23 protein-coding genes are annotated in these 23664 nt (G+C 64.2%); 7 read left to right on the forward strand and 16 right to left on the reverse strand.

The window, feature by feature from the left end:
• Positions 1–52 precede the first annotated feature (52 nt).
• On the forward strand, positions 53–475 hold the full coding sequence (locus tag KIH31_RS17875) for a hypothetical protein (RefSeq protein WP_214428509.1): 423 nt from the start codon (positions 53–55) through the stop codon (positions 473–475).
• Here the strand turns inward: KIH31_RS17875 and KIH31_RS17880 are convergent.
• The 7 genes from KIH31_RS17880 to KIH31_RS17910 all read right to left on the reverse strand — a co-directional run bounded on the left by KIH31_RS17880 (position 472) and on the right by KIH31_RS17910 (position 6378).
• The gene (locus KIH31_RS17880) at positions 472–1416 is read right to left on the reverse strand and encodes an alpha/beta fold hydrolase (protein WP_214428510.1); all 945 of its coding nucleotides are present in this window, start codon (positions 1414–1416) and stop codon (positions 472–474) included. The genes KIH31_RS17875 and KIH31_RS17880 overlap by 4 nt on opposite strands.
• A gap of 93 nt (positions 1417–1509) precedes the next feature.
• On the reverse strand, positions 1510–2511 hold the full coding sequence (locus KIH31_RS17885; protein WP_250546210.1) for an alpha/beta hydrolase: 1002 nt from the start codon (positions 2509–2511) through the stop codon (positions 1510–1512).
• Between the two features lie 39 nt (positions 2512–2550).
• Entirely contained in the window at positions 2551–3153 is a 603-nt protein-coding gene (locus tag KIH31_RS17890) for a hypothetical protein (protein WP_214428511.1), read from the reverse strand.
• 14 nt (positions 3154–3167) lie between these two features.
• On the reverse strand, positions 3168–3539 hold the full coding sequence (fliW, locus tag KIH31_RS17895) for a flagellar assembly protein FliW (RefSeq protein ID WP_214428512.1): 372 nt from the start codon (positions 3537–3539) through the stop codon (positions 3168–3170).
• Positions 3536–4426 (reverse strand): flagellar hook-associated protein FlgL, encoded by an 891-nt coding sequence (gene flgL / locus KIH31_RS17900; RefSeq protein ID WP_214428513.1) that lies wholly within the window; start codon positions 4424–4426, stop codon positions 3536–3538. The genes fliW and flgL overlap by 4 nt, the downstream gene beginning before the upstream one ends.
• A 2-nt stretch (positions 4427–4428) precedes the next feature.
• Complete coding sequence (flgK, locus tag KIH31_RS17905) at positions 4429–5859, reverse strand: flagellar hook-associated protein FlgK (RefSeq protein WP_214428514.1); 1431 nt, start codon at positions 5857–5859, stop codon at positions 4429–4431.
• A gap of 18 nt (positions 5860–5877) precedes the next feature.
• Positions 5878–6378 (reverse strand): flagellar protein FlgN, encoded by a 501-nt coding sequence (locus KIH31_RS17910; RefSeq protein WP_214428515.1) that lies wholly within the window; start codon positions 6376–6378, stop codon positions 5878–5880.
• 259 nt (positions 6379–6637) lie between these two features.
• On the opposite strand from KIH31_RS17910, the gene KIH31_RS17915 reads away from it, so the two are divergent.
• The 4 genes from KIH31_RS17915 to KIH31_RS17930 all read left to right on the forward strand — a co-directional run bounded on the left by KIH31_RS17915 (position 6638) and on the right by KIH31_RS17930 (position 9784).
• Positions 6638–7522 (forward strand): flagellin, encoded by an 885-nt coding sequence (locus tag KIH31_RS17915; RefSeq protein ID WP_214428516.1) that lies wholly within the window; start codon positions 6638–6640, stop codon positions 7520–7522.
• Between the two features lie 135 nt (positions 7523–7657).
• The gene (gene fliD, locus KIH31_RS17920; RefSeq protein WP_214428517.1) at positions 7658–9058 is read left to right on the forward strand and encodes a flagellar filament capping protein FliD; all 1401 of its coding nucleotides are present in this window, start codon (positions 7658–7660) and stop codon (positions 9056–9058) included.
• A gap of 11 nt (positions 9059–9069) precedes the next feature.
• Positions 9070–9501 (forward strand): flagellar export chaperone FliS, encoded by a 432-nt coding sequence (gene fliS, locus KIH31_RS17925; protein ID WP_214428518.1) that lies wholly within the window; start codon positions 9070–9072, stop codon positions 9499–9501.
• Positions 9488–9784 (forward strand): hypothetical protein, encoded by a 297-nt coding sequence (locus KIH31_RS17930; protein WP_214428519.1) that lies wholly within the window; start codon positions 9488–9490, stop codon positions 9782–9784. Before fliS ends, KIH31_RS17930 begins: the two co-directional genes overlap by 14 nt.
• Before the next feature lie 355 nt (positions 9785–10139).
• Here KIH31_RS17930 and KIH31_RS17935 read toward each other — a convergent pair whose 3' ends face one another.
• The 9 genes from KIH31_RS17935 to KIH31_RS17975 form a co-directional block, all read right to left on the reverse strand.
• Positions 10140–10733, reverse strand: a complete 594-nt coding sequence (locus KIH31_RS17935; RefSeq protein ID WP_214428520.1) for a peptidase — start codon at positions 10731–10733, stop codon at positions 10140–10142.
• 119 nt (positions 10734–10852) lie between these two features.
• Positions 10853–12727 carry a DUF4012 domain-containing protein gene (locus tag KIH31_RS17940; protein ID WP_214428521.1) on the reverse strand — a complete coding sequence of 625 codons (1875 nt, stop codon included), beginning with the start codon at positions 12725–12727 and terminating at the stop codon, positions 10853–10855.
• On the reverse strand, positions 12724–14043 hold the full coding sequence (locus KIH31_RS17945; protein WP_214428522.1) for a UDP-glucose/GDP-mannose dehydrogenase family protein: 1320 nt from the start codon (positions 14041–14043) through the stop codon (positions 12724–12726). Before KIH31_RS17945 ends, KIH31_RS17940 begins: the two co-directional genes overlap by 4 nt.
• Positions 14044–14082: 39 nt before the next feature.
• Positions 14083–15441 (reverse strand): sugar transferase, encoded by a 1359-nt coding sequence (locus tag KIH31_RS17950; RefSeq protein ID WP_374224903.1) that lies wholly within the window; start codon positions 15439–15441, stop codon positions 14083–14085.
• Between the two features lie 129 nt (positions 15442–15570).
• Positions 15571–16545 (reverse strand): GDP-L-fucose synthase, encoded by a 975-nt coding sequence (locus tag KIH31_RS17955; RefSeq protein ID WP_214428524.1) that lies wholly within the window; start codon positions 16543–16545, stop codon positions 15571–15573.
• Between the two features lie 2 nt (positions 16546–16547).
• Positions 16548–17576 carry a GDP-mannose 4,6-dehydratase gene (gene gmd / locus KIH31_RS17960; RefSeq protein ID WP_214428525.1) on the reverse strand — a complete coding sequence of 343 codons (1029 nt, stop codon included), beginning with the start codon at positions 17574–17576 and terminating at the stop codon, positions 16548–16550.
• A 105-nt stretch (positions 17577–17681) separates the two neighbouring features.
• Positions 17682–18527, reverse strand: a complete 846-nt coding sequence (locus KIH31_RS17965) for a glycosyltransferase family 25 protein (protein WP_214428526.1) — start codon at positions 18525–18527, stop codon at positions 17682–17684.
• A gap of 86 nt (positions 18528–18613) precedes the next feature.
• Positions 18614–20176 (reverse strand): oligosaccharide flippase family protein, encoded by a 1563-nt coding sequence (locus KIH31_RS18530; RefSeq protein ID WP_374224904.1) that lies wholly within the window; start codon positions 20174–20176, stop codon positions 18614–18616.
• Positions 20077–21093, reverse strand: a complete 1017-nt coding sequence (locus tag KIH31_RS17975) for a hypothetical protein (protein WP_214428528.1) — start codon at positions 21091–21093, stop codon at positions 20077–20079. Before KIH31_RS17975 ends, KIH31_RS18530 begins: the two co-directional genes overlap by 100 nt.
• 393 nt (positions 21094–21486) lie before the next feature.
• On the opposite strand from KIH31_RS17975, the gene KIH31_RS17980 reads away from it, so the two are divergent.
• Positions 21487–21921 (forward strand): DapH/DapD/GlmU-related protein, encoded by a 435-nt coding sequence (locus KIH31_RS17980; protein WP_250546211.1) that lies wholly within the window; start codon positions 21487–21489, stop codon positions 21919–21921.
• Positions 21918–23060 (forward strand): glycosyltransferase family 4 protein, encoded by a 1143-nt coding sequence (locus KIH31_RS17985; protein WP_214428529.1) that lies wholly within the window; start codon positions 21918–21920, stop codon positions 23058–23060. Before KIH31_RS17980 ends, KIH31_RS17985 begins: the two co-directional genes overlap by 4 nt.
• Positions 23061–23664 lie beyond the last annotated feature (604 nt).

Here is a 23664-nt window from a genome sequence, read left to right on the forward strand (position 1 = left end):
TGCCGGACCTTGGCGATGACCTGATCCGGGGTGTGTCTGCGTACCATGATTCGTGAATTTCCTCCTGTGTCCATTCTCGGACACGAAACTCACACAAACACTGGACTCCTACCTGGGGACCCAACCAGGGTGGCTGTTCGGCCACCCGCCTTTGTTCGGTTCCAACTTCGCGCTGCAGCGCCAGGTGTGGGACCGGCTGCGTTCAGCTGTCCACCGGGACAACCCGCGGGTGCATGACGATTTCGACATCTCCTACCAGCTGCGCCCGGACATGGCGGTTGTCTATGATCCGCTGCTGCGGGTGCGGGTGTCGGCACGGCCGTTGACGAGCTGGCGGGCCCTCGGCCGGCGCCTTGCGATGACGTGGACCACCTGCCAGGTGGATTTCGCGCAGGAGGCGCCGCTGCGCCGCCGGGCCGAGCGAAGGCAGTGGGCCAGGGAACACGGCGGCTCGCCGGGAAGCCTCCGACGCTAGGCGGGGTTCCGGAACAGTGCCAGCAGGTCCCGGCAGAGCTGGTGCGGGGACGTTTCACAGGGGCTGTGGCCGGCGCGGTAGACGGCGAGTTTGGCGCCGATTACCCGGGCGAACTCCGCATGCAGCGCCAGCGGCCACAGGTCGTGCTCGCCCACGGCCACGAGTTTGGGCAGCGGCGCGGCGGCAAGGAGCGGCCGCAGGTCCGGCGCCCGCTGCATCAGTTCGAAAATGTCGCGCACCGACTGTCTCCGGGTACGGAGGAAGCGCTGCCTGACGAAACGCAGCCTGCCGGGCGGAACCGGGACGAGGTTGCGCCGGATGCCCCAGATCATCAGCGCGGCGCCCACACGACCGTTGGCGTAGGGGGTGAGCCGGCCGATGCGGCGGATTCCGCGGAAGCTCTGCCCGGGTTCGGGCGGGCAGCTGAGCAGTGTGAGGCTGGCGAAGAGGTCCGGCCGCCGGGCCCAGGCCAGCTGCGCGACGACGGCGGCGAACGAGTAGCCGACGACGTGCGCCGGGGCGGTGCAGGCGGCGAGCACCGCCAGCAGGTCGCCGATGAACAGCTCGTAGTCGTAGCGCGGCGCGGGAGGCGTGAGGTTCTCCGGGCCGGCGCCGGAGGACTCGTACTGGCCGGCAAGGTCGAAGCTCAGCACGTAGTATCCGGCGGCGGCGAGTTCTGGCAGCATCAGCGAGAAGTCTTCCTTGGACCCTGTCGCACCCGGCACCAGCAGCACGGGAGGGTCCTCGGCGTTGCCCATGGCGACGGCGGCCAGGGTGCCGCTCGGGACGCGCAGGTCCAGCCGCCGGGCACCGTCCGGCAGCACGGTCCAGTCCAGGTCCGGCAGCTCGGCGTCCAGCCGGGCGGCCTGGTCGAAGACGGCGGAGCCGAACTCCTGGGGCAGCGGGCCGGGCTGCGGCTGCCGGTTCCTGCGCAAGGGCATGCCCCCACCCTAGACCGCCCTCATCCTAGACTGCCCGGGCGCTCGCCGGGCCGGTCGCTCGCCGTGCGGGGGCGCCGCCGCGGCACGCGGAGCCTACCCGGCGACGTCGTGCACGAAATCCTGGAGCTGCCGGTAGACCTCCTGGGACTCCGGGAACCGGTAGTCCTGCTGCCAAGTGTGCTCGGTGTTGGCGTTCTCCCAGCCGTAGATCAGGGTCCGGGTGGGGACCTGGTGGCGGCGGAGCCGGTCGATGAAGTTCAGGTTGGCGCCGTAGAAGTAGTCGCGTTCGGACGTGGTGAGGAAGACCGGCGGGAAGCGGGCGTCGAGCCATTCGATGGGCGAGATGAACCGGGAGGCCTCCCGCAGCGCGGCGGCGCGGCCGTGCCGTCCCCGTCGTCCGCCCGGCAGGAGCATGCGGACGAAGTTCAGGCTCAGCACAAAGCCCCGGTCGAAAAAGACCGAGAAGTCCACGATGCTGCAGTGTTGGACGAGGCCCTTGATCGTGCGCTGGGCTACGGCGGGCCGGAGCGCATAGTGCTCCGCCAGTTCGGCGTGCAGGCCGGACGCTGTCAGCAAGGCCGAAATCTGGCCGCCCGCGGAGTCGCCGCCCAGCACCAGGCGCTGCGGATCGCCGCCGTACCGCCGGATGTTCCGGGCGACCCACTCCAGCGCGGCGTTGGCGTCCTCGAGGACGTGGCGCATGTGGAACCGCGGCGCCTTGCGGTAGTTGACGTTGACGACGACGATCCCGCCGGCGGCCTGGCTGGCGCAGTACTTGGTTAGCGCGGCCTTGTCGCCGGAGGTCCAGCCGCCGCCGTGGAAGTAGACGTAGACGGGATGCAGCCCGGCGGCGGGGGAGAAGGGAGGGGAGATGACATCGAGCCGGTGCGCGTGGATGCCGTCGCCGACGAAGTCGATGTCATGGTGATAGTCGACGCCGGTGACCGGGTCCACGTTGAAGCGGGCGTGCTCGCTCTTCTTCACCGCGTGCATCAGGACGCGCCAGGCCCAAACCGGAACACGCTTGAGTGCCCGGCGGACCCTGCGGGCCAAGGTGAAGGTCCCGCCTGCTGGCGGACGGACCGGCGCGGCCATGCTCTTATCGTAGTGCCCGCGGTAGCGCGGGACGGGGGCTTAGAAGACGCCGGAGAGGACCCGCTGGCCGGACCTGAGTTCCTCGAGCATGACGGCGATCGAGGCGAAAGGGTCCTCGTGCAGCGGCTTGCCGAGCATCTCGAGCCAGCGTTCCTCGACCCGGGTGCCAGCCCTCTGCAGCTGCCTGGTCCGCCACTCCGGCACCCAGTCGTACCGGGCGGCCGTCGTCTGGCTCAGCGGCGCGAACACTGTGGTGAGGGTGTGCTGTTGGGCGGTTTCGAGCCGGAAGGAAAGCACCTGCAGTTCGCCGTTGCGGCGGAGCCAGAGTTCGTCGTCCTTCTGGGTGTAGCGCAGAACGGGCCCGCGTCCCTCCCCGGCAGCCGGCCCGTAGACGGTGGTCTCGGACAGGCGCATCCAGTGGACGCGCCAGGCCCTGGGGCTTTCGGTTTCCTGGCCGGCCCCGAGCAGGGCGCCGAGACCCCTTCGCGCCGGCGGCTGCCCGGGCGCCCGCAGGGGGTAGCTGTCAAACCTCCGGCCCTGGGCGGTGAGCACCCGTGCCACGGCACGCGCTTGCTCCTGTAGCCGGCCGAAAGCGGCAGCGGTCAGCTCCGCGGCCGTCGCCGGCCGCTTGTCCTCGATCACGTTTCGTACCGCGCCTAGGGCTTCAGCTCGGCCTGCAGCGGCCAGTCCTGGCCCTCGAGGATGAACTGCGCGCAGCGGTCCAACGTCGTGTTCACGACGATCGGGGCCAGCAGGTTCGCCGTCGTCCTGCCGTCGCGGTGGGTGGCGACGACGAACACGGCCGCGTCCTCGGGCCGGGTCAGCTCCAGCTGGGCGCACTGCTGGTCGGTGAACTCCGGTGCGTAGCCGGGGATGTAGTGGTAGGGGTCGAGGAGGAACAGGCGGCTGTCCTCGCGTTCCAGGGACCGGAGGGCGTACAGCCCGTCCGCGCCGTCGATGGAGGTGAGGCTGAAGCGTGTCAGCGGATCCAGGCCCGGCGGGGGCGCCACGAAGGTCACGGTGCTCATCGGAGGAAGTCCATCAGGCTCTGCGGCAGGACCTTGGCAGTGATCGCCAGAGCCGCCTGGTAGTTGGTCTGCTGCAGCTGCAGGTCCAGCACCGCCTTGCTCAGGTCGACATCCTCGATGCCCGAGCGCTGGGCCTCGAGCGCATTCTTCTGCGTCATGTTTGCATCCTGTGCCTTCTGGATTTGGGCAAGCCGGCCGCCGACGTCGGTCCGCTGCGTGATGATCGCATTCAGGCTGGTGTCGATGGCGGCGAGGTTGGCGCTGGGGTCGGAGCCGGCCCGCAGGTCCGAAGCGATGGTATCAATCAGGGCGAACGCGGAGTTGGTGCCCGTTCCGAACGTCGCGGCGCCGTCGGCGTCCACCCGGACACTCACGCCGTCGGCAACCCGCCGGTCCACGCTGCTGCTGGTGCCGTTGTACACCACCCCGGATGCCGGATCGTTGCTGAAGGCGGCTCCGGCGCTGGAGTTGCCCGCAAAAACGTTCCGGCCCATGAAAGTGGTGTTGGCCTGGCTGAGCAGCTGCTGTTTCAGGGTGTCCAGCTGGCTGGCAATGGCCTCCTTGGCCGCCGGTGTCAGGGAGCCGTTCGATGCCTGGATGGTCAGGTCGCGGACCTGGCGCATGGTGGTCGTGGCGCCGGAGAGCGCCGAGTCGAGGGTGGACAGCCAGCCGTTGCCGTTGTCGATGTTGCGGCTGTACTGGGCATTCGCAGCCTGCTGCGCGCGGACCCCCAGGGCGTTGGCGGTGCCGGTTGGGTCGTCCGAGGGAACGTTGATGGCCTTGAGGCTGGAGGCCTGGTCCTGCAGCTGCGCAAGGCGTGCCTTGTTGGAGGCCAGGTTCCGCTCGGCGGACATCATCATGGTCCGGTTGGTGACTCGGGAAATCATGGTCAGAGTCCTACCGTTCCGGTGTGGTTGATCAGAGTGTCGAGGGTCTGGTCGATGGTCGTCATGACGCGGGCGGAGGCCTGGTAGGCCCGCTGGTAGGCGAGCAGGTCGACGTTCTCGGAGTCCAAATCCACGCCGGCGGCCGACGCCTGTGCCTGCTGGGCAGCCGCCGACGCATTGTCCGCCAGCTGTCCGTGGGCGATGGCCGCCTTGGCCGCAACTCCCGTGCCGGTGACGAAGGTGGACCAGGTTGCCGCCGGTCCGCCTGCCTGCCCGGCGAGCTGGGCTATGCGGTCCGCGTTGCTTCCGTCATAGGTTCCGCCGCCGGTGCCGGTGGCCAAGCCGGATGCGCCGGTGGGCACCACGGAGAGCCCCAGCGCGGCGTGCGGGCCGGTGACAGCGAAGAACGGCTGCCCGGTTGCACTGGGAGGACCGGGCGTGGTGCCCTGCGCATGGACCGCGTTCACGGTGTCCGCAAGGTTCTGCGCGAACACGTCGTAGGAGTGCGCCGCCTCCGCGATCGCTCCGCCGCTGCCGGATCCGTCCGCGGCGAACGGTGCCAGGAGGGAGAGCGCCCCGGCGATCCTGCCGCCGTCGAGCGCGATGGCCTGCCCTGGCTTGTCCGCCCACTCCAGCTGGACCGGCGAGCCGGCGGATCCGTCCATGGTGCCGGAACCGGCTGCCTGGACGGTGCGGGTGGTGGTACCCGACACCAGGGCGTTGCCGCCGACGACGACGTCGATGGTCCCGTCCGTGTTGGTGCGCACCGTGCCGCCGGCCAGGCCCGCGACCGTGGCTGCGAGGCTGCTGCGCTGGTCGATCAGCTCATTCGCGGTCCCGCCGGCGTTCCGGGTGGACCGGATCTGCCGGTTGAGGGCGGCGATCTGCGACGCTGCCGTGTTGAGGTCGGACGCCATCGTGTCCACCGAGCTCCGCGTGGCGTTCCACTGGTTGTTGAGGGCGGTGTAGCCGGTGGAGATCTTTTGGAGCAGGACGTTGGAATCCTGCAGCAGCACGACGGCGGGAGCATCGGTGGCCGGCTGATTCGCGACGCCGGACCAGTCGGAGAAGAACGTGTTCAACTGGGCGGAGATGCCGTTCGGGCCCGGTTCGTTGAGGCCCGCCTCGATGGTCGAAAGGGCATCCGAGCGGACCGAGGCGTACCCCGACTGGGCAGCCGCCGAGCGGACCCGGTTGTCCAGGAGTTCGTCACCGAGCCGGGCGATGCCGTCCACGCTCACACCCTGCCCGGCCTTCGGGCTGCCGGCGGCCAGGCCGACGTTGGCCGGCCCGGGCACGGAACTGGTCTCGACGCGCTGCCGCGTGTAGCCGGCGGTGTTGGCGTTCGCGACGTTCTGGCCCGCGACGTCCAGCCCGGACCGGGCAGCGGACAATCCGGTGAAGGCCGTGTTGATGCCGCCGAATGTGCTCATGCTGTTCCTTGTGTTCCTCTACAGTTGCGTGTCAAAAAGCTGTGCGTGCGGGCCCGCAGCGCCGGTGGCGCCTCCGGAGGCGCCGTGCGCGTCATAGGTGCCGGCGTCGGGCCTGAGGCTGGAGACCGTCTCCTGGGTGGAGATGGCCGCGGCGCGCAGGAACTGCTCGTTGGCGTCCCGCAGCTGCTTGATCTGGGCGGTCTGGGAGCTCATCGCCTCCAGGTGGGCCCGGAGGATCTCACCCCACGGACCGTCCGGGGCAGCGTTGGCCAGTTCGTTCAAGGACGGCTCCGGGGAAGGAACGCCCCATTCCCTCGCCACCATCCCGGCTTCCATCAGGCGGGCCAGGCCTGCAGCCCTAAGCCGCGTGACCACCTGCTCCACCTCGCGCGTGGCGTGCTGAAGCCACCGGCTCTTCCCGGCGGTGAGCAGCAGCTGCTCTTCCTCCAGCTTGAAGATCAGGAGATCGAGCAGCTCCCTCTCCTGCCACAGCAGGGCTGAGAGTTCATTGGCTCCCATGGATTGGCTCCCCTTGGATAATGCGCGTGCGAACGGGCTGGTTTAAGTGTGAGTGCGAGCGAGTGGCTTTTCCAGCCTTACCACTCACTATCGGCCGCCGCACGTTGGGCGTTAGCCGGCGGCGCGAAAACGGGGTGCCGCCCTACTGGCGAAAAATTTTCCGATTTCTGCTAACGCCGCCGGCACCAGGCGCCGATAGCTAAGGGTGACAGGCCACGGATGGCCTGGAGCAAGAAGCCCAATCACGGAGGAATTCATCATGGGTATGACTATTAACACCAACCTGATGGCAAGCAACGCTTACCTCAACCTGAACAAGACCCAGACCGACATGGCCAACTCGATGGCCAAGCTCTCCAGCGGCCTGCGCATCAACACCGCAGCCGACGACGCTGCCGGTCTCTCCATCTCGGAAGGCCTGAAGTCCCAGGTCAACGGCAACCAGATCGCTTCGCGCAACGCGCAGGACGGCATCAACGTCATCCAGACGGCTGAAGGCGCCCTGACCGAAGTCCACTCCATCCTGCAGCGCGTGCGTGACCTCGCTGTGCAGGCCGGTAACGACTCGAACAACACCGCCTCGCGTGCCGCGATCACCCAGGAAGCCAAGAGCCTGTCGGATGAAGTCGGCCGCATCGCTGCGTCCTCGAACTTCAACGGCATCAGCCTGCTGAACGGAACTGCTGGCGGCGGAACCGGTCAGCTCTCCTTCCAGATCGGTGCGGGGGCGACGGCCAACGATAAGATGTCCGTTGACCTGAACCCCTCCAACCTCACGGCTCCCAGTGGCGTCGTGGACACGCTCAAGAACCTCGTGAACGACCCGACGGGAACTGCGCCAACTGACGGCTTCGCAAGCGCTGCGGCAGCGACAACCACGATCTCGACCCTGGATACCCAGATCGCCTCCGTCTCCGCAGCCCGTTCGGGGCTGGGCGCAGCCCAGAACCGTCTGTCGCACGCGATCAACGTCCTGAACACGAACGCGCAGAACCTGTCTGCTGCCCGTTCTCACATCACGGACACCGACATGGCTCAGGAAATGGTCAACTACACCAAGGACCAGATCCTGTCCCAGGCTGGCACCGCGATGCTGGCGCAGGCGAACCAGTCCGGCCAGGGCGTGCTGAAGCTCCTCGGCTAAACAGCACATTGATCCGGAAACGGATCAGCTGAGGCACCGACGGCGGTCAGGGAGGGCACCAAGCCCCCTTGACCGCCATCGGCGCATCACCGCCGCAGTGTGGCGGCCATCCACCATCAACCGAGGAGATTTCCCGTGGCAACATCCATCTCCGGCCTGGGCAGCGGCCTGGACACAGCTTCGATCATCAATTCCCTCATGGCTGTGGAGGCACTTCCACAGCAGATGCTGCAGAGCAAACAGAGCGCGGACCAGAGCCTGATTTCCTCCCTGCAGACCCTCAAGAGCTTTGGCCAGCCGCTGCTGGACATGACGGCTAAGATGACCGCCCCCGGCGGCACGAGTCTGTTCACCGCGACCTCCAGCTCCACATCCGTCACGGCCACCGCCGGTGCCGGTGCCGCGACGGGTTCCTTTAGCGTGACTTTCGACCAGTTGGCCCAGACCCAGGTGGACGTCACCGCCCCGATGAGCGTCTGGCCCACGGATGCGACTGGCATGGCCTCAGCGATCACCTTGGTCGACGCGTCCGGCAAGACCACGGAGATCACCCCGCCATCGACGTCCATCGACGACGTTGTCACGGCCATCAACAGCGTTGGGGGCCCTGCGACCGCCGTCAAGGTTCCGGCAGGCAACGGCACCTACCGTATCCAGCTGACGTCCTCGAAGTCCGGCGCTGCGGGCGCGTTCCAGGCCTATCTGGGCACGGCCGCCGACGTCTCCGCTGGCACGGCTACCGACCTGATGTCCCAGACGGGCGCGGCAGTGGTGACCACCGCCCAGGACGCCAGCGCGCGCCTATACGCGGGCACGGCGGCCGAAACCACAATCACGTCCTCGACCAACACCTTCACCAACATCCTGCCAGGGGTGAACGTCACCGCGTCAGCGACGTCGGCCTCCCCGGTGACCATCACGGTGGCGAGCGACACGGCCGGCATCAGCAAGCAGGCCAGCGACCTGGTTGACAAGGTCAATGGCATGCTCAGCTATATCTCGTCCAACAGCGCAGTCACGGCGACGACCAACACGGCAGGCGGCTCGACGGCGACCGGTGGTGTCTTCACCGGCAACTCAAGCATCAGCGACGTCACGGACCAGATGACAAATGCGCTGTACATGCCCACGAGCAACGGCCACTCGCCGTCGGACATGGGCATCAGCATCAACCAGGACGGCAGCTTCACCTTCGACTCGACCAAGTTCGCGTCGGCCATGGCTGCGGACCCGTCAGGCACGCAGGCTGCGCTGCAGGAAATCGCAGGACGGGTCTCGACTGCCGCGAAGAACTTTTCCGACCCGGTGACTGGGTCCGTGACCCAGCTGATCTCCGGCCAGCAGTCCGAGGTCGCGGACCTGACCAACCAGATCAGCGACTGGGACACGCGGCTGTCCGACCGGCGCGCGACGTTGACCGCCATGTTCAATGCAATGGACGGTTCTGTCGGCGCGCTCAAATCGCAGCAGAGCTGGCTTGCCAGCCAGATCGCCAACCTGCCGACGATCGACACCAGCTCGTCCTCCGGCAAGTAAGGAAGCACCTGATGACCGCCACCGCACTTCGAGCCAACCAGCTCTCGCAGTACAACCGCGAGGCGATTCTCAGCGCTCCGCCCGCGAGGCTGCTGACCATGCTCTATGACCGTCTGCTATTGGACCTGGGGCGTGCCCAGTTCGCGCAGGAGACGGCCAACTGGGACGTGGCCAGTTCAAACCTGCTGCACGCGCAGGACATCGTTGCCGAGCTGGCCAGGACCCTCAATGATGAGGCATGGGACGGTGGGCCGAACCTGCGGGGCATTTACGACTACGTGATGCAGGCGATGATCGGGGCGAACATCCATCGGGACGTTGAACGGACCAAGGAATGCGTCCGCCTGCTGGAGCCGCTGCGCCAAAGCTGGCACGAGGCCGCCTCATCGATCACGGTGGCGGCGGCGACAGCTCCGGCAGGAGGGGCGCTTGGCATCGGCTGAGTCCTCCTACGCCGGTTGGATCGAGATTTTGGACCGCCTCGAACGGGAGCTTGCGGTGGCAGTCTCCGGAGGTGGGCCAACGGGCTGGGCGCCCCCTGAGCCGTCGGGACCGGTTCCAGCCGAGCTGCGTGAGCGGGCGGAGCGGCTGCTGGACGCACAGCGAGAGTCGCTCGATATGGTGCTCGCGGCAAGGCTCGACGCCGCCCGCCACCTCAACGCTCTCCGCGCCGTGCCCGACGTTGGACTGTCGGGCCGGCCTCACTACTTGGATGTCACCGGCTGACCACCGGATCCTGGCATCCATGGCCTCCCCAAGGCCGAGAAGCACCCGGAAATGCACCCAGTTTCCGGGTGCTTTTTCGTTCCCTCATAAAGTAAGCGGCTTAAAGAAAGCGGCGCGGCCAGGGTCTCAAGTCCCGGCCACGCCTGGCCGCTGCAGACCTCAGACCCGGTCTCAAGGGGTCCATCCACAGCGGATGCTCTGAGCATCTCAACCGAAGCTTCTCGCTTGGTTAGGGAGCCGAAAAGAAACGGTCAAGTTTGGGGCCGTGCCGCGCTGGGCGCCAGCGGTAGCGGGGGCAGACGCAAAAGCGGCCCCCTCAGACAGGCTGAGGAGGCCGCTTTGGCAGTCGTGGAGACTAGGCGGTTGCGCGGTTCCGGCGGCGGGCGACGACGACGGTCGAGGCGCCTGCAGCGACGGCCCCGAAGCCGACGAGCGACCAGGCCAGGACGCTGCCGTCAACACCGGTGTTCGCCAGGCCGGACGTGGCCTGAGTCGGGGTGACGCTGGTGGCAGCAGCCGCAGCAGCGCCGGTCACGGTGACGGTAGCGGTCACGGTGTGGCCGGAGGTCAGGCCGGTGGCGGTCAGCACGTAGGTGCCTGGCGTGTCCAGCGTGAGCGCGATGGAGAACTTGCCGTTCGCGTCAGCCTTGGCGCTGAAGGTCTGCGTGGAGCCGGGCACCACGGTGAAGACGCCGGAAGCCACGCCGGCCCCGCCGCCGCCGAAGCCCTGAAGCTTGGGCGCGAGGGTGACGGTGATCTTGATGGTTTCAAACGGCGCGAAGCCCGTGCCGCTGAAGATGAACTGCTGGCCAACGGTGACGGTTCCGTTGGAGACCTGGCCCTGGCCAACGCCCGGAGCCGTGTAGGTGTCAGGAGCAGCAGAGGCTGCAGCGGCACCGGCAAAGGTCAGCGATCCCGCGAGGACAACAGCCGCGAGCGTTTTTTTCATTTTTCTCCCCAGTCTTAGGCATCGCGCTTCCCCCTATGAGACCGCGATTCGAGGTAAGACTATCAGTTGGATTATTGCGTGACAAAACTAATTTAGTTCCGTTACCTAAAGTTCAGATGTCACTTGGTGCAAGCGGTGATGAGAGGTCCGACGACGTCGTTCACCGGCTGGATGGTCGGGGTCACCGCGAGCTGCGGAGCGCTAGTCTGGACCACCTTCCCGAAGCTTATTTCGACGGTCTTCGACTCTCCGGGAGAGAGCTGAACGGTCAGCGTGCCGACCGGTCGCGCCGCGTGCCGGTAGGACCCCAGAGGCACCTGTTTCCCGTCCACTTTGGCGGTGTCGAGATTGGCCTGCGAGGGACCGTAGGCGATGACGTTGGTCTGGACCGTGCCAGGCGCAACCCCGAAGTCTCCGCCGCCGGTGACGTACCTTGGCAGGGATGTGGCAGCGTCAGCAGGGGCTGTGTTTGTGAGGGTCATCTTCACGGTGAAGTTCCGGTAGCCGCCGGCGTCGCAGCCCTGCACCAGCTGGATCCTGCGCTTCACGTAGTAGTCCATTTTGGCGCCGGTACCGTCGTTGAAGTAGGCGCCAAAGGCCGCCGCGGGAACACTCGGTCCGGTGACCGATCCAGCAATAGTCTGTCCGCTGAGCAGCCGTTGCTCGTCGCTGTGGGCGGACCAGAGCAGCACCCGGTGTTCCGCCGTTCCGGCGGCGAGGGCGTTTACCAGCTGCTCGCCGGAACCCTTGCCGCTGGAGACGGCGTCGAAGACCTTCTTGGCGACGCCGGCGAAGTAGAGGTCCTGGTCCGCAGGGTTGGGGACCTTGGCGTAAACGTCGCTCAGCAAGGTCTTGACCACGTTGTCGGCGGTCAAGGTCGTCGGCATTCCGGTGAGCCCCGCTTCGGAGGGCAGCTCCACCGGTCCGGTGACCTTGAGCATCTTGCCCAGCACGACCGGATCAATGGAGAGCACTCCGTCAATCGTCTGCCTGGGGTTGCGCTTCTCCCACATTTGTTTGGCCGTCTGTGCGGCGGTAGGGAAGTCCGGCGTCATATTGACGTCCTGCATATAGGTCCCGAGGCGCGAGGTGTAGATCTGCTCCTGCTGGGCGTCGACGTCGACCGGCGGGTCGAATGCGCGCAAGGCCGTGGCGCTGCTCTGTGCCCCCAGCTTGATCCTCCCGTGGTTGACCTGGAGCACCGCCAGGGCGCCGGGGATCCCGCCCGACGTGCGGATTTCCGCGAGGTTCTGCACCAGCAAGAGGTAGTTGCGGATGCCGTCCTCGCCCATCATCGCGGGGATGAGCTGTGCGGCGTCGCCGGCCGTGTTCAGGGCCAGGCGCGCGTCGGCCAGCTGGGACTTGGCCTTCTCCAGCGGTTGGGCCACCTGCGGCAGCAGCGAGGAGGTGTCAATGTTCTCCAGGCGCTCGTAGGAAAGCTGCACGGTCCGTGCGGCGGAGACGATGCTCGGTGCCGCGGCGGAGAACGGCTGAAGATTGACCGCCCCGTGCGCCGGGGTGAGGGCCTTCCAATCGAGGGAGTCATAGACTCTCACGAGCGGGGCGGCGGCGAGGTTCACCAGATCGTCCGCAGCGACGGTCGCCTCCGTGCCGGCGGAGAAATTCGCGCCGATGACTGGCAGAGCCGCGGCAGCCTTCCAGACCGGGTCCGTCCCGGCGGAACGCGCAGCGGAGGTGTGGTCCCGGAGCGACGCGATGGTCTTGTTTGCGGCGGCTTTGTCATTGGCCAGGAGCTGCGTTTTGAGCTCGGGCAGCAGGGTATTGCTGGCTTCAAGATCGGATTTGATCTCCACGGCCCGGTTCCCCAGCCAAAAGCCGGCCGCCGCGAGGAGCACTGCCACGAGGCCGACGGCCAGCGCAATCCTGAGCAGGATCTTTCGGCGTCTGCGGGGCTGGATGCGCTTCTTGACCCGGACGCGCGCAGGGCCACCGCCCTCTCCCTCAACGGGGGAGGTGTTGTTGGTCTCGCTCATGCCTGCGGCCGCCCCAATCCACGGTAGCTCCAGCCGGCGTCGCGCCATTTGGCCGGGTCCAGAACGTTACGCCCGTCGAGAATACGGCAGGTGGAGACAAGATCCGCGACGGCGTGCGGGTCCAGTTCCCGGTATTCGCGCCACTCCGTGAGCAGCAGCACGGCGTCGGCCTTGCTGAGGCAGCGGTCGGTGTCCGGTTCGAAGTTCAGTTCCGGGAAGCGCCTGGCGGCGTTGCCGAGCGCCTGCGGGTCGGTGACCGAGACAACGGCGCCTTGCAGCTGCAGCTGGGCGGCGACACTCAGCGCGGGCGAGTCTCTGACGTCGTCGCTCTCTGGTTTGAAAGCGGCGCCCAGGACGGCGACGCGCTTGCCCAGGAGGCTTCCTTCGCACAGCTCGCGGGTCAGCTCGACGACGCGGGTGCGCCGCCGCATGTTGATGGCATCCACCTCCCGCAGGAAAGAGAGCGCCTGGTCCGCGCCAAGCTCGCCGGCTCGCGCCATGAACGCCCGGATGTCCTTGGGCAGGCAACCCCCGCCGAAGCCGATCCCGGCGTTGAGGAACTTCCGTCCGATCCGGTCGTCCAGGCCGATAGAGTCGGCCAGCAGTGTGACGTCGGCGCCGGCCGCCTCGCAGACCTCCGCCATGGCGTTGATAAAAGAGATCTTGGTGGCGAGGAAGGAGTTCGCCGCTGTCTTGACCAGCTCGGCGGTGGCGTAATCGGTGACGATGCGGGAGGTGCCCTCGGACAGCGGCGCTGCATAGACCTCGTCGAGGAGCGCAGCTGCCGGGTGGTCGTCGTTGCCGTCCTCCACGCCGTAGACAAAACGGTCCGGATGGAGCGTGTCCTTGATCGCGTGTCCTTCGCGGAGAAACTCCGGGTTCCACGCGAGGTGGGCCTGCGGTTGCAGCTCATGCAGCAAGTCAGCCAAGCGGGCTGCCGTGCCAACCGGAACCGTGGACTTGCCGACGACGACGTCGCCGGCCGCCACATAAGGAAGGAGTGCTGCTGCCGCGGCGTCCACGTAGCGCATGTCTGCCGCGTTCTCGCCCTTCTTCTGCGGCGTTCCGACGCAGATGAAGTGCGCCTTCGACCCCTTGGCCGCGGATATGTCGGTGGTGAAGGTGAGGCGGCCGGTGGCCTGTACCTCAAGGAGCAGTTGCTCGAGCCCGGGTTCGAAGAACGGCGCCTTGCCGCGGGCGAGATCCGCGATCTTGGCGTCGTCGACATCGATGCCGACCACTTCATGGCCCAGTTTGGCCATGCTGGCGGCGTGGACAGCGCCCAGATAGCCGCAGCCGATCACGGAGATACGCATGGGGAGACCCTTCTTATTGCGAGGTGCTGAAGTCATTGCCTAGTAAGCCCCGTCGCGCTTGACGACCGCGCGAGCGGTGCGCAACAGGATGAGGATATCGCCGGCCATGGACCAGTTCTCGACGTAGTAGAGATCGAGGCGCACCGAGTCCTGCCAGGAGAGATTGGACCTGCCGCTGACTTGCCAGAGTCCGGTAAGACCGGGCTTGACCAGGAGACGGCGGCGCACGTGCTTCTCATAGGCGTCGACTTCCGCCGGCAGCGGCGGGCGCGGACCGACCAGGCTCATGGCGCCCTGAAGCACGTTGAACAGCTGGGGGAGTTCATCGAGGCTGAAGCGCCGCAGCTGCGCACCGATCCGGGTGACACGGGGGTCCCGCTTCATCTTGAAAAGGACACCGCTGCCTTCGTTTCGGGCCGCAAGCTCGGCCAGCATGTTTTCCGCACCCACCTTCATGGACCTGAACTTGTACATGATGAACGGCTCACCGTCGACGCCAACGCGCTCCTGGCGGAACAGAACAGGGCCCTTGCTATCGAGGCGCACAAGCAGCGCGATCATCAGCATGACCGGAGCAGAAACCAGGATCAGCAATCCCGACGCGAGCAGGTCGAAGACGCGTTTCGCGACGCGCTTTCCACCGTCGAGCGTGGGGGTGGTGACGTGGATGAGCGGCAGGCCTGCCACGGGCTGCGTGTGAATGCGCGGGCCGGCAATGTCCGTCAAAGCCGGGGCGACGATCAGCCCGATGTTGGCGGCAGCCAGCTCCCAACCCAAATGCCGCATGTCCTCAGGATGCAGGTGCACCCCGGCGGTCATGGCAACTGCGTCGGCGTCGGACTGCCGCACCGCAGCCATGATGGTCGGGACAGCGGGTTCATAGCCTATGACGGGAATTTTCAGCTCCGGATCGAGCATGGCGGACGCGGGCAGGCCGGCGAGATAGGCCGCGACTGGCTTGTAGCCCGCTCCGGGGAACCTGCGGAGGGACTCGACCAGGTGCGTGACCGCGGTGGGGCCGCCCACCAGAAGAAGCTTGAAAGTGCTTGCTCCTTGGACTCGTTCCATCCCCAGGTGCTGGCGGAGAATCCACCGTCCGGCCAATAGACCGACCATCCCCGCGGGCAAGGCAACACCGATGTAGCCGCGTGCGAGGTCGAGTTGGAAGGCATAGGAGACGATCGCCAGCAGCCCGAAAAGCCACAGCGAAGTGGAGACCACTCGTTTGTATTCCTCGGCGCCCGCGCCGAGAATGCGAGGTTCCCGGCTTCCGGACGCTCCCAAAAGGCTCCACCAGCCAACGCACAGCGCGACGGTTAGCAGCAGGTAAGGCGCGTGCGCGCGGGTGACGCTCGCGGTGTCGCTGGCCTGGCCGAACCGGACCACGTGGGCGCCCACGACTGCCCACGCCACAACGAACGCGTCAGCCAGGCGGAGTCGCCGCCCGTAGTGCTCGCGCCAGTCCCTCGGTTCCACTTAGCCCCCAAGATCCGCTAATGACAAGTTGCGCCCGTGTAAGAGTGAGCGCTAGCCTCGCAGACTCAGTGCATTGGCCCGGTACCATTCGACAGTCGAACGGATGCCCTCGTCGAGGCCGATAGACGAGGTCCACCCGGCGTCGGCGAGGTAGGAGACGTCGAGCAGTTTCTGCGGCGTACCGTCCGGCTTGCTGATGTCCCACTCTGTTTCACCTTCGAAGCCCACCGCGTCGGCGACTATCTGGGCGAGTTCCTTGATCGTGACGTCAGATCCAGTACCGACGTTGACCTGGGACGGCCCGTCGTAGTTCTCCAGCAAGTGCAGGCAGGCCGCCGCCATATCGTCAACGTGCAGGAACTCGCGCCGAGGCGATCCAGTGCCCCAGTTGACTACCGAAGCGTCACCATTACGGGCCGCCTCGTCATAGCGGCGGATCAGCGCTGGCAGCACGTGCGAGCCCGTCGGGGAGAAATTGTCTCCGGGACCGTAGAGGTTGGTTGGCATTGCGGAAATCCACGGCTTGCCGTACTGGCGTCGGATCGCCTGGATATGCATGATGCCTGCGATCTTTGCAATCGCGTAGGCGTCGTTTGTCGGTTCAAGGTGGCCGGTGAGAAGGGAGTCCTCGCGGATTGGCTGCTCGGCAAACTTCGGATAGATGCAGGAGCTGCCGAGGAAAAGCAGGCGGTCCACTCCGGCTTCGAGAGCGGCGTCTAGAACGTTCACCTGAATGCGCAGGTTGTCGCTGAGGAAGTCCACCGGGTAGGTGTTGTTGGCAAGGATTCCGCCCACCTTGGCCGCGGCGAGCACCACGTACTTGGGTTTTGTTTCCCGGAAGAAGGCTATGACAGCCTCGCGGTCCTTCAGGTCCAGCTCCGACGAGCTGCGGCCCACGAGGTTGGTGAACCCTTCGGCCTCCAGCTTGCGCCAGATAGCGGAGCCGACGAGGCCCCGATGCCCGGCAACGTAGAAGGTAGCGTCGCGTTCAAGCGGCGTCGGCTCAAATGCGATGGCCTCGGTCACCCTTACTTCACCCAGCTTTCAAGCGAGACGGAATCGATCCAGTGGTTGCCTGCATGCTTGAGTGCCTCGATGTCCGCGTCCACCATGATGCGCGCGAGCTCAGGAGTGTGCACGCTGGCCTTCCAGCCCAGTTTCTCCTGCGCCTTGGACGCATCCCCGACCAGGGCATCGACCTCGGTGGGGCGGAGGTAACGGTCGTCGAAACGCACATGGTCCTCCCAGTTGAGGTCGGCATGCTCGAAAGCAATCTGCAGGAAGTCCCGGACGGTGTAGTTCCCCCCGGTGGCGAGCACGAAATCATCCGGCTCGTCCGTCTGGAGCATCCGCCACATGCCCTCGACGTATTCCGCGGCGTACCCCCAGTCGCGGACCGCGTCCAGGTTGCCCATGTAAAGCAGGTCCTGTTTGCCGGCCTTGATGGCGGCCACGGCGCGCGTGATCTTACGCGTCACAAAGGTCTCGCCCCGGCGCGGCGACTCGTGGTTGAACAGGATGCCGTTCACGGCGAACATGCCGTACGCCTCGCGGTAGTTCTTCGTCACCCAGTAGCTGTAGACCTTCGCAGCGCCGTAGGGAGAGCGTGGGTAGAACGGAGTTTCCTCATTCTGCGGCGGGGGAGTGGCCCCGAACATCTCAGACGAAGAGGCCTGGTAGAAGCGCGTCTCGGTGCCTGCCAGACGCACAGCTTCAAGGAGCCTGATGGATCCGATACCTGTTGTGTCGCCGGTGTGTTCCGGCTCATCGAAGGAGACGCGCACGTGCGACTGCGCTGCGAGGTTGTAGACCTCGTCCGGCCGGATCTCCGCGAGCAGCGTTACCAGGCGCGCCCCATCACTCAGATCTCCATAGTGCAGGAACAGCTTCGCCTCTGGATCGTGCGGGTCCACGTAAAGATGATCGATACGCGCCGTGTTAAAGGTGGACGCTCGGCGGATGAGGCCGTGGACCTCGTAACCCTTGGCCAACAGGAGTTCCGCTAGGTACGAGCCGTCCTGTCCAGTAATGCCCGTGATGAGCGCGCGTTTCGCCATCGTTCCCCCTTTTGCAATGTGCGGGCCGCCCGACTGTCGCGGCCCGTCCCCCGGATCATATCGGAAGCCGACGGCGGCTCGCACACCGTCAGCACTCGATTTCGCTCACCCAGCTACCAGGGGTGAAGACTCGTCGTCCGGATACAGGCGTCGTCCGCGCTTGCGGGCCAGGAAGCTCAGCCCTGGTCGGACTAATTCGTGCTGAACGTACGCTCCGTAGCTGCCATAACTGCCGCGGTGCAGCACCCACCGTAGGTGAGTCATGCTCATCAACAAGCGTACGGCCTTCGGAAAAGCGCGCTCTGCGTACCGTTGCGCATTCACATCACGCTGGTCTTGGAGGTTCGAAATCGCAGTTTCGTCAGACCTGAACGGACGCGGGTATGCGATAAAAAACTTGATTCGGTGGGCCACCTGTGCAGGCCAGTCCGAAACATAATTCACCCTAGATGCGTTCTGCAGAAGTACCTTTGCCGCTGCGCGGTTCAGGGCATATGCGCTCGCGTCAATTGGAGGAACCTTTACTTCGTGGATTCTGCAGCGATGGGGAAGACCGCCGGTTCTCACGTCGTCCGGTAGAGCGAATGTCCAATCCGGATTCCAGTTCAAAAGGAGAACGCGGGGTTCCTGCGAATCGAGTAGCGTGCCCATCGCTTCCAAAGGGGGCTCGGTTACCAGGCGGGCGTCATCTTCGAAGATGAGCCCGACGTCCGCACCGCTCATTAGAAGCTGGTTATAGCTCGCGCGATGAGCCAGGGTGCAACCGATTTCACCGTTTGTTAGTTCCCGACGGAGAAGGAGGCGGGCAACCTGTTGATCTGCATAAGCGGACGCTCCTCCTTCCAGTTCGTCGGCGATAACCCCGGCTACTCTTTTTGCCGAGATTCCGACACGGGCCAGTTGTCGCTCGAGTTCGTGCCCCCGGTAGCGATCGGGAATGCCGATAATCATTGTCTCTATTGTCATTAAAATTCTTTCATAAGGTTACAGTGCATGTAAACAATGCGAAAAGGCATGGCCGAGGCCAAACCTGCGATTCAGGCCGGCCCCCGTAGGGTTGGCAACCGTAATCCGCGATCGTGCAGGACAGCAACTACTGCATTCCATCTGGCTGAAAATAGGAACGCAGCAATAGAAAAGGAGCAACCGACTCCGATGCGGAGGGCGACCCCGTAACGTCCGTCGTAGATTCCCGTGGGCTCGATCGAACTGGCCACTAACCATCCCAAACTACAGAATGCGGCTGACCAGATAGCTTGACGACCGACCGCAAGGAGAGTTTGGGTGCGATTTGTTTTTGTGCCCCAAGGAAGAGACAGCAGCAGCGATACGAGTGCGGCGCCCTGTGCGATAGCCATGGCAGCCCCTGCCCAGAGGAGACTCCCGGTCATGATTAGTGCGAGGAGACAGGGAAGCATGAAGCCCCCCATGATCAGTTGGGAACGTCTCACAGGAGAGAAAATCCCGCGCATTTCAGCACTATTCGCAAGTATCGTAAAAGGAACTGAGATGCCATACGAGACTGCCATGAATGGTACGAGTTCACCGGCCTTCGACCATCCTGGCCCGAGCCATAGAGTTGTTAACTCTGGACCGTAAGTCGCCAAGAGACCAAATAGAAAAAAAGCGAGACCAGAAGAAAGGATAGAGGCTTCTTTGATTGCTCGATCCGACGAGGCAGAGTTGGTCAATTTTCGCCAATGCGGCTGCATTGCGCGGTTGATCGCTAGCGACAGTGCAGTCGCTGGCATCCCTGCAAGCGTTCCCGCCCGAGTGAAGTAACCAAGCCCTTGTGCGCCCATGCGTGCGCTCACCACCCAACCCGATGCTTGCTGGAGTGCGAAAAATCCCACATTCTGTGCTGTAACTCTTCCGGAGAATCGGAACAAGCTTGGGGGAGTTTCGTTCGGGATGTTTGGCAGCCGGTGCCGCCGAAGTGCTACCGAGCTAGCGAAGAGAACCACCGGGTATAGAACGGTTGGGAGGGCCAGTTGCCAGGAATCCTTGTGGACAAAGATTGCCACTGCGCCGGAGCTCGCCGACAGTACGAAGGCGGTAAGTAGCGCGGTTGCGTCAGCGCCCGGGCGCCCTTCCCTGCGAAGTATTGCTGACTCCACCGCTGCGATCGGTGCCACTGCTTGAGAGATAGCCAAGGCCGGCGCGAAGATCGAGCCGGTGACGGCCTTTAAAGCATAAAGCCAACTAGGGAGTGCAACCAGAAACAGTACGGATGCCGCAACGCCCCCACCTAAGGCCAGAAGACGAGTTAGATTTGCGGCGCGCCGGGAAAGATTTCCGCTCATCAAGATGTACGACGGGAAACCGGTCGTCGTTAGTAGGGTCAATAAGCCTGTCAAACTCAGCGAAGCGGCAAAACCGCCGAAGTCACTAGGCGAAAAGACCCGTGCAGTTAGCGCTGCATAGAGAAACTGGCCGAGACTCGTGATGACCTGGGCTCCTAGCATCCATACGACGCCACGGGTTGCGAGACGGAAGGTGCTCACTTTGAATCTGCTGAAGCCGGGACGACACCGTACTGGATCAGATCTAGGTGAGCCACTCGCAAGAAGGCCCGGTTGGAAAGATAGTCGAGAAGCCACGGTGCCCAGGTCGGCCGGTCGTCATTGGCAAGTCCGCGATGCACCCTCAGGGCGGGTCTACCGGCGAGGGTTCGCGAGATGCCGGTTTGGATGCCCCCATGGCCGTGTGTTTCGTGGCCCCATATGCTAAGCCACCCGCCGGCCTCGCCCAATTGATCTCGGTGCCATACATAGGGAGCATCGCTGAGGAATGCGGCTAGCAGCGAGAAGCTGCTGATGCTCGTGATGAGCAGGTCACAAGAAGTCAGAATCGACAGCTCCGCTGTCGCGGATGACTTCAAAACTACTGGGGGTTCCCCCCGTACCGTCAGCGCATCGACTATGGCCTGAGATGAGCTGTTGGTGGCGACGTATACACGAAGTGGCAAGTTGAGAAGGTGGCTTAGGGAGTCTAGTTGGGAGGAATACCAGGCAAGAGGGATGGCTTGGTTAAAGTCGGATTGGGTGACTTCCTCAGCTTGGCCGAAATCGCCGCCCCGGACGTGGACCCCTATTCGCACCGCTGGATCTTCTCCCTCGAGAATGTCTAGCCCATGCAGTACGGCTGCGTTGCTCAGAAGCCGCAACCTCAAAAAAGCGCGCGCGCGACGGATGCCCAAATAGCCGCCAGCCATGCCCGATGAGTGGACGAGTACCTGTCGGCGATGGAAGTTATGGGTTTGCGCAATTCGGCTCATTGCGCGGAAGTAGTCCACTTCGCCCGTTGCCGTGTACGCGTCCGTACTGATGTCGATGCCGGGGGCGCTCAGAGCTGCGAAATACGCGCCGGCGGTCCCATAGCCACCGCCCAACTCACGATAATACTGACGCGGATTTAGGCGCCAGGCGGGGTCGACCAACTGGAGACCGAGCGCCCGTGAGGCCAAATAGGCTTTCGCCCAAGGAAAAATTTCGTTCCCCAAGCCTGCGCCACGCATAGAGATCTGCCTACCAACGGACCAACGCAATTCTCAATTCCCCCTAAACTGCTGCCGAGCCAGATTTGCAGTGGTAGAAGCCGATAAGCACGATCTCGGCCAACTATCAATCACCAACGAAACGCCGCGCCACGCAATGAACGCCCTCAGTATAGTCTTGGTTCCATGACGGACGCGGCCCCACAAGAAGTCTTGAGACGACCCAAGCTCGTCATGGCACTCAAGATGGCTGTAACGAGTGGTCGTCGCCTAGCGCAGCGGAAGCGGGCGATGACGCTTCGGGCTCGAGGAATCGATATCGCGGACTCTGTAAGCATCTTCGGACGGATGGCCGTATCACGCGTTCCCGGGAGCTCTATCACCCTGCGACGGGGCGTCGTCTTGAACTCTGCAATGACGCGCAACACCCTAGAAGCACGTGGCCCGCTTGTGTTGAAGACCATCTCGCCAGGCGCCGGCATCGAAATTGGCGAAGACAGCGGCCTAACAAGCGTAACCATAAGCGCCTCCTCCTGGATAACAATCGGACAACGGGTGCTTGTGGGTGCGGGGGTCTTGATTACGGATAGCGATCATCATGTCGTGGCTGCCGACCCCGTTGAGCTAAGAAGGCATTCCGGCCTGCCGACACCGGCCGCGCGCAACCGAGTGGTCATCGAAGACGACGTCTTCATTGGGGCTCGCGCTATCGTGCTCAAGGGTGTCACGATTGGACGTGGATCGGTGATCGGCGCCGGGTCGGTCGTGGCCTCGAATGTCCCCCCGGGTGTAATAGCGGCTGGAAATCCTTGCAGGGTGATCGCCACGCTGAAGGATTTTCCCGTATGAGGATTGGATTTTGCGGACCCGCTTCGTTGGCAATGCTGGAACAGTTCATCGACGGACCGATACGTCACCGCGGGTATCCGTTCACAGGCACAGCCGATCTGATTGCGCAATATATTCAGATGGGCCATTTTGTGCACTTGGTGTCGACTGATACGGCAATCACCAGCCCTGTCGAGTATATGGGACAGCACTTGCGGGTTACCTTGGTACCGTCGCGGGCGCGCGCCCGTGCTCGGGCGCTCGACTTCTTTCGCAAGGAAAGAGAGGGAATCCGGCATGCGATCCTCGCGGCGAAGGTTGATGTTATCCACGCACACTGGACATATGAGTTCGCCCTTGCTGCGCAGTCTACCTCCCTGCCATTAGTCATCACTGTGCACGACTGGGCCCCCACCGTAGCGCGCCATAATAAAAATCTGTACTGGTATTTCCGATGGTGTATGCAGATCATGTGCTGTACCGGGCGCGGAATTTTTACGGCCCCGACGGGACACATCGCCCAACGTGTCGAAAGGGTTTTCCGCCGGCCCTGCAACGTCGTTCCGAACGGCCTCAATCTTTCCGAATGGAATGATTCATACAAGGGGATGTTATCGCCACCGAAGGTTGGCATGCTGAATGTTGGTTTTAGTTCTTTGAAGAATGTCTCAGCGGCCTTGGAAGCATGGCCCGAAGTCCGTGACCGCATCCCAGATGCTCGTTTGGTTTTGGCTGGTCCCGGCTATGAAATGGGGGGAGCGGCCCACGGCTGGGCCATTGATCATAATTTGACGGATGGCGTTGCTTTCGACGGCGCGTTGGAGGCAAGCGCCCGATTACCTTGGCTTACAGATAAGCAGGTTTTTCTACACACAAGTCGACATGAGTCGTTTAGCCTAGCGATCGTGGAGGCAATGGCCGTTGGTCTTCCAGTTATAGCAGGGGAGCGCGCGGGAGCTGTCCCCGAGATCACACAGGGGGAAGCTCGGCTCGTTGATGTGAGCGATCCCTCGGAAGTTGCGAACAGCGTAATCGACCTATTGAACGATTCAGCAGCGCGTTTGGAGATGTCATTGCGCGGTAAGCAGGCGATTCAACGTTTCGATATTGGGGTCGTCGCTTCTGAGTATATTCGCCTGCTTGAGGTTTCGTTGCAGTAGCGGAAGCTGGGGCCGCTTGGGGACTGGGCGCACTTGACGCTGGTCGACGACAGTCGAAACCGGTGTCACGGAGACGGCGGTTAGCTGACCTCGCGAGCAGCGGCGCGACACTGAACGACACGCTCAGCAGGTACGCATTCTTGAATGGCGTTCAGCTAGAACGGGTTCTACTTTCCGAGCAGCCAGTTCCCGACGCCGTGCGCGGTTTTGGCGGGGGCAAACCTGACGGCTGCGCGCGCCACACACGGCCGGAAGTCCGGGCGTGGCTGTGCGGGCTCGCAGTCAAGGGCCCAGGATCCACCAAGGGCGTCGGGCGTCGCCTGGGCCATGGCGAGGTGCCCGGTGGAGGTAGGGAGCACCCCATCGATCTAGATGCGGTCCCCGGATAGGTCAGGGGTCTCTACTGGTTGGGTCCCCAGGTAGGAGTCCAGTGTTTGTGTGAGTTTCGTGTCCGAGAATGGACACAGGAGGAAATTCGGCTCATCGTAATTAAGGGTGTAGTCGGGATCGGAAGCCGCCGGATTCCAGGAGTGATCTCGCGATGTAGTTGGTGAGGTTCCTGAATCCGAGGGCTGAGCCGCGGAGGTGTTCGAGGCGCCCGTTG

Source organism: Paenarthrobacter sp. DKR-5, assembly GCF_018531425.1.
Lineage (GTDB): Bacteria > Actinomycetota > Actinomycetes > Actinomycetales > Micrococcaceae > DKR-5.

Excerpts from the sequence above, each read along its gene's own strand:
- KIH31_RS17935 (WP_214428520.1), bottom strand. The coding sequence starts at position 10,733 with ATGAAAAAAACGCTCGCGGCTGTTGTCCTCGCGGGATCGCTGACCTTT.
- KIH31_RS17965 (WP_214428526.1), bottom strand. The coding sequence starts at position 18,527 with ATGATTATCGGCATTCCCGATCGCTACCGGGGGCACGAACTCGAGCGA.
- fliW (WP_214428512.1), bottom strand. The coding sequence starts at position 3,539 with ATGAGCACCGTGACCTTCGTGGCGCCCCCGCCGGGCCTGGATCCGCTG.
- fliS (WP_214428518.1), top strand. The coding sequence starts at position 9,070 with ATGACCGCCACCGCACTTCGAGCCAACCAGCTCTCGCAGTACAACCGC.
- gmd (WP_214428525.1), bottom strand. The coding sequence starts at position 17,576 with ATGGCGAAACGCGCGCTCATCACGGGCATTACTGGACAGGACGGCTCG.
- flgK (WP_214428514.1), bottom strand. The coding sequence starts at position 5,859 with ATGAGCACATTCGGCGGCATCAACACGGCCTTCACCGGATTGTCCGCT.
- KIH31_RS17945 (WP_214428522.1), bottom strand. The coding sequence starts at position 14,043 with ATGCGTATCTCCGTGATCGGCTGCGGCTATCTGGGCGCTGTCCACGCC.
- KIH31_RS17975 (WP_214428528.1), bottom strand. The coding sequence starts at position 21,093 with ATGCGTGGCGCAGGCTTGGGGAACGAAATTTTTCCTTGGGCGAAAGCC.
- flgL (WP_214428513.1), bottom strand. The coding sequence starts at position 4,426 with ATGATTTCCCGAGTCACCAACCGGACCATGATGATGTCCGCCGAGCGG.
- KIH31_RS17980 (WP_250546211.1), top strand. The coding sequence starts at position 21,487 with ATGACGCGCAACACCCTAGAAGCACGTGGCCCGCTTGTGTTGAAGACC.
- KIH31_RS17885 (WP_250546210.1), bottom strand. The coding sequence starts at position 2,511 with ATGGCCGCGCCGGTCCGTCCGCCAGCAGGCGGGACCTTCACCTTGGCC.
- KIH31_RS17985 (WP_214428529.1), top strand. The coding sequence starts at position 21,918 with ATGAGGATTGGATTTTGCGGACCCGCTTCGTTGGCAATGCTGGAACAG.
- KIH31_RS17910 (WP_214428515.1), bottom strand. The coding sequence starts at position 6,378 with ATGGGAGCCAATGAACTCTCAGCCCTGCTGTGGCAGGAGAGGGAGCTG.
- KIH31_RS17940 (WP_214428521.1), bottom strand. The coding sequence starts at position 12,727 with ATGAGCGAGACCAACAACACCTCCCCCGTTGAGGGAGAGGGCGGTGGC.
- KIH31_RS17915 (WP_214428516.1), top strand. The coding sequence starts at position 6,638 with ATGGGTATGACTATTAACACCAACCTGATGGCAAGCAACGCTTACCTC.
- KIH31_RS17880 (WP_214428510.1), bottom strand. The coding sequence starts at position 1,416 with ATGCCCTTGCGCAGGAACCGGCAGCCGCAGCCCGGCCCGCTGCCCCAG.